The following is a 13,455-nucleotide window of genomic DNA, read 5'->3' as shown; positions in this document are numbered from 1 at the left end:
CCGTTAATCCTCCCAGGGGGTAAGTGAATAGAATGCCGGATCGACGTCGAGACGCCCCAGCACCTGAACCGCCAGCGCCGGCTCCAGCTCGGCGAACGAGAGCACCGGCACCGCGTGGAAACGCTCCTGAATCAGCGCCCGCAGCGGCCCGCGCAGATCCTGCGCCGCCAGCAGCACCGCCTGTCTGTCCTGCCCCGGCGCGTAGGCCTGCTTCACCTCCTGATGAATCAGCTGGATCTGCTGCTGGCTCAGGGCGAAGAAAATATCGTTCTGGGTCTGGCGCAGGCTGTCGCGCAGCGCCTCTTCCAGCTCCGGCGTCAGCAGCCAGGCGTGAATGCCGTCCGGCTGGCCGTACTGATGGCAAAGGTGGGTCTTCAGCGTGACGCGCACCTGCTCCGTCAGCAGGTTGACGTCGCGTTCGTGCTGGCCGTGTTCGATCAGCGCCTCGCCGATGGCGCGTACCGAGCGCAGCGGGATGCGCTCCGCCACCAGCTTTTGCAGCACGCCGGAGAAACGCGTCAGCGGCATCACCCGCTGCAGCTCCTGCGCCAGCTCCGGCTGCTCGGCGTCCAGCCAGCTCATCAGCGCCCGCGTCTCCTGCAGGCCGATAAAGTGCGGGCTGCTGGCGTGGATGGCGTCTTCCATACGCGTCAGCAGCAGCTCACCGGCGCTGTGGCGCGCCAGATCCTCACGCGCCAGCAGCGGGTGGTCCGCCGCCAGCCACAGATAATCTTCCTCGCCGCGCGCCTCATCGCCGGGGGTCGCCCCGTCACGCTCCGCCTCGCTCAGGCTCTCCAGCTGACGAACGTCCAACGCCGTTAACGCGGTATTGAAGGTGCCGACCACTTTCGGGATCTCATACACCGAGAAGCGGAACTCATCGGTCGGCTGCTTATCGGTAAATTCGATATCAAACGCCGGCAGGGTAAAACCGAAGTGGTAAACAATGCGGTTGCGCAGCCGGCGGATCTCCTGCACCAGATCCAGCGTCTCCGCCGTGCCGCGCCGCGAAGTATGGAACTGGATCAGCCAGGGGCGCGTCGGGTTGAACTGGCGCAGATCCTCGCGGCCGTTCAGCTCCGGCGGGATCACTTCGTTTTCGATCTGCGGCTTCGCCAGCAGCATTTCCTGCCGCGCGCGCCACACCTGAAAACCGCCGCCGCCAAGGGTGATCAGCGCCAGCAGCGAAAACACCACGCCCGGCATGCCGGGCACCAGCGCGAAGCCGATCATCCCCATCGAGGCCAGGATCCACGCCTTGGGCTGGCTGGTCAGCTGCTCGGCGATCTCGCGGCCGACGTTCGGCGTTTCCGTACTGTCGCCTTCTGAGGAGACGCGGGTGATGATCATGCCGGCGGTCAGGGAGATCAGCAGCGCCGGGATCTGGGCGATCAGGCCGTCGCCGATGGTCAGGATCGAGTAGGTGTGCATGGCATCGCCGGGCGCCATATCCAGCTGCAGTACGCCGATGCTGAAGCCGCCGATCAGGTTGATACACAGGATCACCAGCCCGGCGATGGCGTCGCCTTTGACGAATTTCATCGCCCCGTCCATCGCGCCGAACAGCTGGCTCTCTTTCGCCAGTTCATTGCGGCGGTTGCGCGCCTGATGCACGTCAATCAGTCCGGCGCGCAGATCGCTGTCAATCGACATCTGCTTACCCGGCATGGCGTCCAGCGTAAAGCGTGCCGCCACTTCCGCCACGCGCTCCGATCCTTTGGTGATCACCAGAAAGTTCACCACCGTCAGGATCAGAAACATCACCATCCCCACCGCCAGGTTGCCGCCCACCACAAAGTTGCCGAACGCCTCAACGATATGGCCGGCGTCCTGCTGGATCAGGATCTGGCGGGTGACCGAGATCGACAGCGCCAGGCGGAACATGGTAGTCAGCAGCAGCACCGCCGGAAAGGTGGAGAACGCCAGCGGTTTGGGCAGATACATCGCCAGCACGATCAGCAATGAAGAGAGACAGATGTTGACGGCGATCAGCATGTCGATCAGCCCCAGCGGCAGCGGGACGATCAGCATAAACACCAGCGCCAGGGCGAACGCCGCGCCGACGATCTCCGAGCGCTGCATCGCGCTGATGGCGATTTTGTTGAGGATGGCAAATAGGCTGTTCATCATGCTCCCTTACGGCTTCGCTTCGCGCCTGGCCTGCCGGCGCTCATTCTTCAGCAGTTCCGTGTTGTGATTCGCCAGCAGCGTCAGCGCCGTCTGCCGACCGTCCTTGATCTTCCACAGTCCTATCGGCAGATCGCGCACCAGCGGCAGCACGCCGTTAAAGAAAATGGAGAGGTTGCGCGGCAGCGCATCGGTCACCACCTCGTGTCCGAGCTGGCTGAAGTCCTGCTGGAAAGCGCCGTTGTGGCAGATATGCAGCAGACGCCGCGCCAGTTCCACATGGTCCATATCGCCCAGCGCCATTTTGCCCGCCATCCGATCCAGCAGCGTCCGGCTCTCTTCCAGGGTGTGATTGACCTGTCCGGCCTCGAACAGCCCGGTCTGAATGTGGCGCAACGCCCCGGCGCCGATTGACGAGGCCAGCGCGGCGATATCGTCGGCCAGCGCGCGCTGCAGCGTGCGCAGCCCGATGCTGAAATCCTGCGGTTCGAAATGGCTCAGCAGCAGATCCACCATCGCCATCGCCGACTGCTGATGCACGATGCTGTCATAGTAAATATTGCGCAGGCTCTGTTTATGCTGCGGATTATCGGTCAGTTCGGCGATCGACCAGGCGGTATTCAGCCCGGCCCGCAGCCGTTCGCCGTGGTGTTGTTCCAGCGCCTCCAGATGCTGCTCCACCGTCTGTCGCAGCTCCTCATCGCCGTCGCTGCGCGCCTCGCGCTCCATCACCCGCAGCAGCAGGTCACAGCGCGCCGGATCGTCGTCCAGCATGGCAAGCAGATCGTCGGTTTCCGCCTTGCGCTTTAAGGCGTCGCGCAGCCGCTGCAGCGACGCCTGCTGGCGTCCCGCATCGCGCGCATCGAGCATCGCGTACATTTTATGCAGCTCGACCTTGTTCAGCAGATGGCGGTGACGCACGTGATGCTGGTTCTGCCGGCGCTGGTCCGCCTTCTTTTTACTTTCCGCCTTTTCGCCAAACATCAGCCCGGCTTCTTCTTTGATATCGTCGGCGCTGGCCGCGCCCGCAGCGACATGACCGGCGGCCCTGCCGCTGTTTTTATTCTGTCCGACCTCTCCCTGCTTCAGCAGGGCGCGCAGCGGGTTCGGCGTAAAGGCCAGGCTGGAGGATTTCAACATTGCCGGTTCCTCATCAAGATGACTCTCTTTCTGTGGAGCCGGAGCGCTTCAGGTTCCGAAAAAAATAAAAGAATTGAGTTATTGGAAATTCAAATAATAACCAAATGAAATTAGTGCCACTCTTTGCACAAATAATTTTGTTTTTTTGCACCTTTTTTCTCAGAACATTCTGAACATAAAAATAAAGACAAATAAAAACAACACACTATTTACGGAATAAGAGTGGCACAGCGCTTGCTATTTAAGAGTGAACTCACTGCGATTTTATTTAAGGAGAAATAAAAATGATGAATTCATTCACTGCAAACGCAATACCAACCAGCGCCATGGATATACCGGTGGACTGGGAAGGTATTTTCAAACAATCGAACAAAAAGCTGATTAATTTCATTCGAAGGAGAGTCGCCAGTACGGAGGATGTGGAAGACATCGCGCAAATGACCTGCCTGGAGGTGTTGCGTAACCGGCATAAATTTACCGGCGCCTCGCTGCCCGAAACCTGGATGTTCGGCATCGCCATTAATCTGATCCGTAACCACTACAAGCGTCAGCAAAACCGTTATCTGTTTGATACGCTGAACGACGAGGTGCTGGAAAACCTGCTGCACGACGACGATCCGAGCGAACTGACCGAACAACAGCGGCTGCTCAACCTGACCCTGACGTCAATTGACAGGCTGCCGGAGGAGATTAAACGCATGCTGACGATTTTGATCGGCGACGACGGCAGCTATCAGGATATCGCCATGCAGATGAACATCCCGATCGGCACCGTGCGTTCGCGCCTGTCGCGCGCCAGAGAAACGCTGAAAACCCAGGTATTCCACCGATCGCCGCCGATACGTCAGGGAAAATAGGCGCAGAAAATAACGTTCAAATAAAAATAATGAAAATCCGAACTAAAATAAATAACCACCGCGCGCCGGTTTAAAAGGGTGTGTATGGCGCGGCAGACCCTATTTTTTCAGAAACTGCTACGTTACTCTGCGTTTTAATACACGGCATTAGCCGCGCTTTCGTCATTACGGCAACGGCGCAATAACAAGGAGATGATCTATTGCAGCGTTTTTTCCACTGGCTCGATCCCTCGCTGACGGCAACGGAGTCTTTATCATCCATCGCGCTTAATCGCATTCACGATGCGATTTACCTGCTCGATCAGGATTTAACCGTAAAATACGTCAATGAACGTGCCTGCAATCTGATGGGATATAGCAAAAAGGCGCTGCTCAGCAGCAACTTTGCCGCCATCGCCCCCGAACTGGCGGATAAAGACGTCGCCGCGCTGTGGTGGAAACTGACGATGCGCCCGGAGGGCATCACCTTTACCTCCCAGCACCGGCATCGCAACGGCGAAATCATCGCCGTCCAGGTCAGTTCCAGCCGCTATCAGCACGGCGGCCGCCCGCATGCGCTGTGCATCGTCAGCGATGTCCGCGAACTGAAGAAGAAGGAGGCGATACAGCACCTGCGGGAGAAGCAGTTCCGCGCGCTGGTCGAGAACTCGCCGGATATGGTGGCGCGCTTCGATCTCTCCTTCCGCTGTATTTACGTCAATCCGCGCGTGCTGACGTGGTTTAACCGCACGGAGAGCCAGATTTCCGGCTGGCAGCTGACCGAAAGCGTGCCGCACCACAACGCCGGCATGGAGCTGCTGCGCCTGATCGCCCACACCATGAGCAGCTCCACCCCGACCGACGGGGAAATCGCGTTAGAGCATCAGAATCAGCAACGCGTGCTGCACGTGCGCAGCGTGCCGGAGTTTAATCTGGAGGGCGAACTGGAGAGCGTGCTGGCCATCGGCCGCGATATCACCGGCATCCGGCTGGCGGAGAAAGAGCTGCGCGACGCACACCAGCAGCTGCGCCTGCTGGCGCGCAATCAGGAGGCGCGGCGCGAGGCGGAACGCAAATATCTGGCCAGCGAAATCCATGACGAACTGGGCCAGCACCTGACCTCGCTGCGGGTCGGGCTGTCGCTGATCCGCATGCAGTCGCCGGAAAATAACGCCGCCGTGCATCTGCAGGTGGAAAATCTGATGCGTCTGGTGGACAGCACCATTCAGGTGGTGCGCGACGTCTCCACCCGCCTGCGGCCGAATATGCTCAATATGGGCCTGCTGCCGGCGCTGGAGTGGCTGCGCGATGAGTTTAACCGCCAGCAGAAGTGCCGCTGCATTCTGATCGCCACCACGGAGAAAAAACTGCAGCTGGATGACCCCAGCACCACCGCCGCCTTCCGCGTGGTGCAGGAGTCGCTGACCAACGTCACCCGCCACGCCAGGGCCAGCAGCGTCTATATCTTTGTGCGCCAGCGCGGCGAAAAGCTGGAGATCGAAGTAGTGGACAACGGCCGCGGCTTCGATCAGCAGCGCGTGCGCTCCAACGCCTGGGGGCTGCCGGGCATGAAAGAGCGTGCGGAAATGCTGCAGGGCTGGCTGACCATCGACAGCAAACCGGGCGAAGGCACCCGCGTACGGCTCAACTTCCCGCTCAACCGACAAAATTTTAATGAATAATAAAGCGAGAAATACATGACCCAGCCAATACGTTTAATGATTGCCGAAGACCACGCCATTATGCGTGAAGGCCTGAAGCAGCTGTTCCTGCTGGACGCCGGCATCAAGGTAGTCGCCGAAGCCGCGGACGGCGGTCGGGTGCTGGAACGCCTGCGCGCCGGCGATGTCGATCTGCTGCTGCTGGATATCTCCATGCCGGGGATCAGCGGCGAGGATCTGATCAACCGCATCAGCAGCCAGCACCCCGGGCTGAAGATCCTGGTGCTCAGTATGTTTAATGAGCCGCAGATCGCCCAGCGCATGCTGGAGCACGGCGCGCTGGGCTATATCACCAAAGATCGCAATCCGGAAGCGCTGCTGAACGCCATCCGCAGCGTCGCCAGCGGCGCGCGCTATATCGATCACGAGCTGGCGCAGAAGATCGTATTCGCCCAGTATCAGAGTAACAGCGCGCCCCACGAGAACCTGACCCTGCGCGAACGGCAGATTATGATTATGCTGGCCCACGGCGAATCAATTAACGCCATCGCCGACACCCTGGCCATCAGCAATAAGACGGTCAGCACCTACAAATCTCGCCTAATGAAGAAGATGGGCTTCACCGCCAATGCCGATATCGTCAAATATGCCATCAGCTACAACCTGGTGCAGTAGGACGCGGCAGAAAAAAATAAGGCACGCTGTCGCCAGCGTGCCTTTTGTTTGCCGTTATTGCCGGGTTCAGTGCCCGTCCGCCTGACGCAGCGGCGGCGTAAAGCGGCGCAGCCGCAGCGCGTTGCTCACCACGAACACGCTGGATAACGCCATGGCGCTGGCGGCAAATACCGGCGACAGCAGGGTGCCGTTCAGCGGATACAGTATGCCCGCCGCCACCGGAATCAACGCCACGTTATAGGCAAAGGCCCAGAACAGGTTCTGTTTGATATTCACCAGCGTGGCTTTCGACAGCGCAATCGCGCTGGAGACGCCGCCCAAATCGCCGGACATCAGCACCACGTCGGCAGCCTCGATGGCGATATCCGTCCCGGTGCCGATGGCGATGCCCACGTGCGCGGCGGCCAGAGCCGGCGCATCGTTGATGCCGTCGCCGACGTAGGCCACCGGCCCATACTCGGCGGCAAGGCGCTCAATGGCCGCGACTTTGCCGTCCGGCAGCACCTCGGCCACCACTTCATCAATCCCCAGCTGACGCGCAATCGCCTGCGCGGTGCGGCGGTTGTCGCCGGTGATCATTGCCACCTTCAGCCCCAGCTCGTGCAGCGCCTTAATCGCCGGCAGGGTGGTGTCTTTGATCGGGTCAGCCACCGCGATCATCGCCGCCAGCCGGCCATCGATGGCGACATACAGCGGCGTTTTGCCCTCATCGCCCAGCCGCGCGGCATCTTCCGCCATCTGCGCCACGTCCAGCCCCAACTGCTGCATATAGCGATCCGCGCCCACCGCGACGGTTATTCCCTCGATATCGGCGTTCACGCCAAAACCGGTAACCGACTCAAAGCGCGTAATGGTCGACAGCGGCACGTTTTCCTGCTGTGCGGCATCGACAATGGCACGGGCGATAGGGTGTTCCGATTTGTTTTCCACGGTCGCCACCAGCCCCAGCACCTGTGCGCGCTCAAAGCCGTTCGCCAGCACCAGATCGGTCAGCTCCGGGCGCCCTTTGGTGAGGGTGCCGGTTTTATCTACCGCCACCACGGCCGCATCCCGCAGCGACTGCAGCGCTTCCCCTTTGCGGAACAGCACGCCCAGCTGTGCGGCACGCCCGGTGCCCACCATAATGGAGGTCGGCGTCGCCAGCCCCATGGCGCACGGACAGGCAATAATCAGCACCACCACCGCATTCACCAGCGCAAACGACAGCGCTGGCGACGGCCCGAAGAACAGCCAGACCAGAAACGTCAGCAGCGCCACGGTCATCACCGCCGGCACAAACCACATGGTGATGCGATCCACCAGCGCCTGGATCGGCAGCTTGGCGCCCTGCGCCTGCTCCACCATGCGGATAATCTGCGCCAGCATGGTGTCGCTGCCGACTTTGGTCGCCTTAAACGTCAGCGAGCCATTCTGGTTGACGGTGCCGCCGACCACTTCGGCGCCGCTTTTTTTCTCTACCGGTACCGGTTCGCCGCTGATCATCGACTCGTCGACAAAGCTTTCGCCCTCCAGCACTTCGCCATCCACCGGGATGCGTTCGCCGGGACGGACTTCAATAATGTCCTCACGTTTGACCTCAGCGATATCCACCTCCGCCGCCTTACCGTCACGCAGCACGCGGGCGGTTTTGGCCTGCAGGCCGATCAGCCGTTTAATCGCCTCCGAGGTATTGCCCTTGGCGCGGGCTTCAAAGTAGCGCCCGAGTAAAATCAGCGCGACGATCACCGCCGCAGCTTCGTAGTAGACGTTGACCGTGCCGGCCGGCAGCCACTGCGGCGCAAAGGTAGCCACCAGCGAATAACCGTAAGCGGCGCTGACCCCGGTCGCCACCAGCGAGTTCATGTCGGGCGCACCGCGCAGCAGGGCCGGAATACCCTTCTGGAAGAAACGTAAGCCGGGGCCGAACAGCACGATCGTGGTCAGCACAAACTGCAGGTACCAGCTGTTCTGCGTGCCGATGGTGCGGTCGATCAGGGCATGCATGCCCGGCACCAGATGCGAACCCATCTCCAGGATGAAAACCGGCAGCGCGAAACAGACGGCCACCAGCAACGCCTTTTTCAGCGAGCGCAGTTCTGCCGCCTGACGCACCGCCTGATCGGCGGTATCGCTCTTATCGGCGGCGATCGTCTGCGCCTCGTAACCCGCCTGCGCGACGGCGGCGATCAGGTCGTCGGGATTCACCCCGGCGGCCACCTGCACCTGCGCCCGTTCGGTCGCCAGATTGACCGTGGCCTGCTCCACGCCGTCTACCGCAGCCAGCGCGCGTTCAACCCTGCCTACACACGATGCGCAGGTCATGCCGGTCACCGACAGGTTGATGGTTTCCAGCTCCACCGTGTAGCCCGCGTCATTAACCGCCTTGACCGCCGCCGCCACATCGGGCGCGCCGTTAAAGGTGACGAATGCGCGTTCGGTGGCCAGATTGACGCTGGCATCGGCAACGCCGGGCACCGCTTTGAGCGCGCGTTCCACGCGCCCCACGCACGAGGCGCAGGTCATGCCTACGACGGGGAAATTGATTGCCGTTGACGCTTTAGACTGGGATGCCGTCGAATGCGTGTTCATAAAAACTCCTCCTGCGACAGCGCCCTGTCATACCACAGGGCGCTCCTTTTACTGTTCAGTCAGACTCGACGCTGGCGTGGAAACCGGCCGCGGCCAGCTCGGCCATCAGTTCGGCGTCGTCAACGCGGCTTGCGATGATCACCCGCTTCGTCGCCGGATCGGCATCGACCTGCGCCTGCGGATCCCGCGCTTTGACGGTTTTGGCGATCGAGGCGGCGCAGCCGCCGCACTTCATCGTCGGAATATGCAGCTGTAGATGATTCATAAATGGCTCCTTGCGTAAGTTGATCTCCATCGTCAACCTTGACCTAACGTCAAGGTCAATCCTTTTTTACAAAGTATTTCTTTTTTTATTTGACGCGGCGGCGCTCAGAGAAATCAGCGCCGCGCGGGAGAGTGGCGTTACCAAACGATCCGTTGTTCGGCCGCAGCGATGTGCTCCTGCACTGCGGCCCATATTATTGAATGGATTAAACGTCAGCGGGCGTTATTCCCGCAGCTACTGCGCGTTTCTCAAGGCAATAATAGCATCTCTGACTCTGGGCAAAGCGTTTTCTATCTGTTCCGGCAGCACGGCGCATACTGCAGCCCTGAACCACCATTCGGCGCGCGTCATGCCAAAATAGCTAAAAGGCACAACCGCCAGGCCCGCATGGTCGATAAGATACCGGCTCACATCCTCGGGCGTGCGCAGTACCTGACCTGCAGGCGTAACCCGGCCCGCCAGATTAAACTGCATCGACAGATAAATGCCCCCCATCGGCGCCATAGCGTCTACCGGCAGCCCTTCCTCTTTCATCCGTTGCATGCCGCCATGCAGTAACTGCAGAAAGTTAAATATCCGGGGTTTAAACGTTGCCAGGTGATCCTGCAACAGCGCGTGATTATGCAACAATGCCGCCATGGCCAATTGTTCCGCCTTTGGTGCAATGGCGCCGATATGCTCAATCATTAATTTCATTTTATCAATGACGTCCGCCGGCCCCATTCCCCACCCCACGCGCAGCCCCGTCGCGGCGAAGGCCTTGGAACCGCCGTCGACCACGATCGTATACTCTTTTAACTCGGGCCTGAGCTGCGCCGGCTGATAATGCGGCAACGTCTGATAGGTCAGCATCCAGTAGACCTGGTCAAACACCATGTACAGCGGCTTCTGCCGGCCGCGGCGCCGTCGGTTTTCCGCCACCACCAGATCGCAAATCTCCTCCAGCGCCTGCCGGGAGAACATCGTCCCCACCGGGTTTTGCGGCGAACACAGGGCGATCGCCCGCGCATCCTGTATATGGGGCGCAAAATCCTGCGCCGTCGGCAGGAACTGATTTTCCGCCGTGGTTTCCACCGCCACGCCCCGAGCGCCGCACAGGGTCGCATAGTACATATTGTTCCAGGAGGGCGCGGGATAAATCACCGTGTCGCCGGGATCGGCCACCGCCAACAGCGCCAGATACAGTAAAGGACGCGCGCCGCCGGAAATAATAATTTCACTGTCGGGATCATAATCGACCTGGAAACAGCGTTTGGTCAGGCCGGCGATCGCCTCACGCAGCGGCAGTACGCCTTCTAACGGCGGGTAATCATGCTGATTATCCGCGTAGGCCTGATAAATGGCCTGACGCAAGACGCCGGGCAGCGGGAAGCGCGCGGGGTCAAAATCGCCGATAATCAGGTCGCAGATCGGCCGGCCGTCGTCAATCTGCCGCTGCACATAGGACGCCAGCTTGATAATGCCGGAATAGTCCAGCTCCAGCGCCAGACGCGACAGGCGCCCGGCGGACGCTTCGCACAGCCCCTGCCCGCCGGCGACATCGTCAATATTCGCGGGTTGGCTTAATATCTCATTCATAGATATGACCTTTATACTCGTGACAACCAATGACTCTTATTGCCTGATACGGGAGTGTGGAATTAATCGGCATAGGCTGACGACAGCATGCGCAGCGCCTGATTAACCGCCGCCAGAGCGACGTCGATATCTTCGTCCCTGGTCGGCCAGCCCAGACTGAAGCGCAGGGTAGCCTGAGCCAGCTCTTCTGACAGCCCCAGCGCGGTCAGCACATGGCTGGGTGACAGGCTGCTGGATGAACAGGCCGATCCGGTACTGACCGAAACGCTCTTTTTCAGAAGATTAAGCAGCCTGGCGCCGTCCACCTGTTTGAAAGAGATATTCGAGACGTGGGGCAGACGGGGAGAGCTTCCCCCGTTTATCTGGACGTTCTCCCACTGCGCCAGCGCCCTTTCCAGCCGGTCACGCTGGGACTGCGCCTTTGCCATCGCCTGCGGCAGACGCTCGGCCGCCAGTTCCGCCGCCTTGCCAAACCCGACGATGCCCGGCACATTCAGCGTGCCACCCCGAATACCCTGCTCGCTATTGCCGCCGGTAATCTGCGGATGAAGGTCGACAATTTTTTTGCCGTTTTTCCGCCGCAGATATAACGCGCCGATCCCTTTCGGCCCGTATATCTTGTGCGCGGAACAGGTAAGAATATCGATCGGGCACTGCTGCACATCGATCGGGATTTTGCCCGCGGCCTGCGTCGCATCTGACATAAAGAGAATGTTGTGCCGTTCGGCGATGGTGGCAATGTCTGCTATCGGGTTAATTACCCCCAGCTCATTATTGGCGTACATCACGCCGATCAGGATGGTTTCCGGCGTAATCAATGCCTCGAGCGCAGCGAGGTCGAAACGGCCATCCTGCAAAGGCTTGATTAAAGACACCCGGGCACCTTCACGCTCCAGATCCTTCAGGGTTGCCAGCGTTGCAGGATGTTCTATCGAGGAGGAAATAATATGATTGCCACGGGATTTGCAGGCCGCATACGCGCCGCGCAGCCCCAGATTATTACTTTCGGTGGCGCCGGAGGTAAAAATAATCTCGTTCGCCCGCGCATGAAGCAATTTCGCAATCTGCTCACGGCTGCGCTCGACCGCCAAGTGCGCTTTAAACCCCTGCTGGCTGGAAATACTGGCGGCGTTGCCAAAGTGATGACAAAAAAACGGCAGCATTTCCGCCAGGACTAACTCATCGCAGGGCGTGGTCGCGTTGTAATCGAGATACAGCGGCATATTCTGTGGGTGTGGTTTGTTTACAGACATCGACGTTTCCTTTTATTGATTATCGGGTGAAACGATCACGCTTCTGCCGCCAGCCGTTCGGCGCAGTGAGACGTCGAGTGGATGATGTAATCGTCGTCATCAAACGATGAAAGGAAGATGTTGGTAATTTTCACCGCTCTGTCGCCGATGCGCTCATTACGCAGAAACAGCTTCATCGCCACGTCTGCGCCGTTGATCACTTTGTTGTAGTCATCGGTTTCCGAAAAATCGATAATATGCAGCGCGTGGGCCTGCGGATGCAGTTTTGCCACGCGGTCATAAACGTCGCTGTAGTGCTGGGCCATGATCACCGGGCACTTTGCCGTCCATACGTCTTTTGATTTCGACTCGGCAAGCAGTACGCGCTGCCCTTCCTGATTAACAAAAAAGATTTTCGTCAGCGATTCCGCCTCTTCTATCTCCAGTTCAGGCAACGGCGTGGTTCGATGAAGATCGAGAATACGCCTTAGCGTCTGTATGCCGCGGTTTTTACAGGTTCTTTCACCCTGTATCATCATCCGTTCCCGCTTGACGATTTTAGACTGCGCCAAAATAGCGTCCAATTCCTTGGGTAACTCCCCGCTTTCCTCCGCATCATCCGTATTATTTAACTGCGTCGGGAGTATTTCACATGACTCGGCGCCGCATTGCAGCCCAAGGTCGTCGATTAAAATACCAAGAGAGATCTTCAAATTCTTTTTATGATTGACGATCGCATTACTGGCGATATCTAAAGCATGATGCAATGACTTTTTTGCGAACTCATTAACAGGGTAGCGGGGATCGTAATGGCCGCCTTCGAGATAAAATGCCGGTATTTTCGGCGTATAGTGATTAACTTCACGATGAATAACGCCAAGGATCTTATCTTCTAAATCACTTAATGTAAGATCGTTCATTTTCATTACCTTGCCCTTAATAAATTTAACGACAAACCCTGAGACAGCAAGCATATTGCCGCTGACGAATAATATAAAATCCATATCAAAACAATGATTTCCATTCATATACCAAATAGTAAATGACAGATATATCATTGACATACATATCGCATAGCGAATGTAAGTTTTAGCTTCCCTTTCTACGCGCCAACGTAAACCTTCCCCCTAGTGGAAGGTCAACAGGTTTAATCTTATGGAATCTAATATCATTAACCATTTGAAAGCCAAGGGGATATTAAAAAAATAAAAAATGACTCTTAAAAATATGTGATCAAGGCCAAATTAAATGCGTAATAAATTCATTGGGTCTACAAATTTTTTAACTCACAAAAAATCAAATAAAACCGTTAGTTAGATTAACACTCACCGCATAGCGATTGTTTTTTACCCTTTTATTAGGAATATTCGTAA

At 58.2% G+C, this 13,455-nt stretch carries 10 protein-coding genes; 3 read left to right on the top strand and 7 right to left on the bottom strand.

Annotated features, from left to right (window positions below):
* Positions 1 to 3: 3 nt before the first annotated feature.
* Both sctV and sctW read right to left on the bottom strand, forming a co-directional pair.
* Positions 4 to 2,127 (bottom strand): type III secretion system export apparatus subunit SctV, encoded by a 2,124-nt coding sequence (gene sctV / locus HF675_RS03265; RefSeq protein ID WP_187044687.1) that lies wholly within the window; start codon positions 2,125 to 2,127, stop codon positions 4 to 6.
* A 9-nt stretch (positions 2,128 to 2,136) separates the two neighbouring features.
* On the bottom strand, positions 2,137 to 3,267 hold the full coding sequence (gene sctW / locus HF675_RS03260) for a type III secretion system gatekeeper subunit SctW (protein ID WP_187044030.1): 1,131 nt from the start codon (positions 3,265 to 3,267) through the stop codon (positions 2,137 to 2,139).
* A gap of 284 nt (positions 3,268 to 3,551) precedes the next feature.
* On the opposite strand from sctW, the gene HF675_RS03255 reads away from it, so the two are divergent.
* The 3 genes from HF675_RS03255 (at position 3,552) to HF675_RS03245 (ending at position 6,439) form a co-directional block, all read left to right on the top strand.
* Positions 3,552 to 4,124 carry an RNA polymerase sigma factor gene (locus HF675_RS03255; RefSeq protein WP_111736365.1) on the top strand — a complete coding sequence of 191 codons (573 nt, stop codon included), beginning with the start codon at positions 3,552 to 3,554 and terminating at the stop codon, positions 4,122 to 4,124.
* Between the two features lie 200 nt (positions 4,125 to 4,324).
* Positions 4,325 to 5,785 (top strand): PAS domain S-box protein, encoded by a 1,461-nt coding sequence (locus HF675_RS03250; protein WP_105232604.1) that lies wholly within the window; start codon positions 4,325 to 4,327, stop codon positions 5,783 to 5,785.
* A gap of 15 nt (positions 5,786 to 5,800) precedes the next feature.
* Positions 5,801 to 6,439 carry a response regulator transcription factor gene (locus HF675_RS03245; protein WP_105232605.1) on the top strand — a complete coding sequence of 213 codons (639 nt, stop codon included), beginning with the start codon at positions 5,801 to 5,803 and terminating at the stop codon, positions 6,437 to 6,439.
* Between the two features lie 66 nt (positions 6,440 to 6,505).
* Here HF675_RS03245 and HF675_RS03240 read toward each other — a convergent pair whose 3' ends face one another.
* From HF675_RS03240 to HF675_RS03220, 5 genes are all read right to left on the bottom strand, one after another.
* Positions 6,506 to 9,007 (bottom strand): heavy metal translocating P-type ATPase, encoded by a 2,502-nt coding sequence (locus HF675_RS03240; RefSeq protein ID WP_111736364.1) that lies wholly within the window; start codon positions 9,005 to 9,007, stop codon positions 6,506 to 6,508.
* 55 nt (positions 9,008 to 9,062) lie between these two features.
* On the bottom strand, positions 9,063 to 9,272 hold the full coding sequence (locus HF675_RS03235; protein ID WP_105232607.1) for a heavy-metal-associated domain-containing protein: 210 nt from the start codon (positions 9,270 to 9,272) through the stop codon (positions 9,063 to 9,065).
* A gap of 234 nt (positions 9,273 to 9,506) precedes the next feature.
* Positions 9,507 to 10,850: a pyridoxal phosphate-dependent aminotransferase gene (locus HF675_RS03230; protein ID WP_187044029.1), complete on the bottom strand. Its 1,344-nt coding sequence runs from the start codon at positions 10,848 to 10,850 to the stop codon at positions 9,507 to 9,509.
* A gap of 62 nt (positions 10,851 to 10,912) precedes the next feature.
* A complete protein-coding gene (locus tag HF675_RS03225; protein WP_105232609.1) occupies positions 10,913 to 12,103 on the bottom strand; it encodes a cysteine desulfurase family protein in 1,191 nt (396 codons plus the stop codon).
* A 35-nt stretch (positions 12,104 to 12,138) separates the two neighbouring features.
* Positions 12,139 to 13,086, bottom strand: coding sequence for a hypothetical protein (locus HF675_RS03220; RefSeq protein WP_222618801.1), 948 nt, complete (start codon positions 13,084 to 13,086; stop codon positions 12,139 to 12,141).
* Positions 13,087 to 13,455 lie beyond the last annotated feature (369 nt).

The sequence above is a fragment of the Serratia sp. JUb9 genome, from assembly GCF_014298095.1.
Lineage (GTDB): Bacteria > Pseudomonadota > Gammaproteobacteria > Enterobacterales > Enterobacteriaceae > Serratia_B > Serratia_B rhizosphaerae.
The sequence above is the reverse complement of the archived record's forward strand: the minus strand, read 5'-3'. Positions and strand labels throughout refer to the sequence as shown.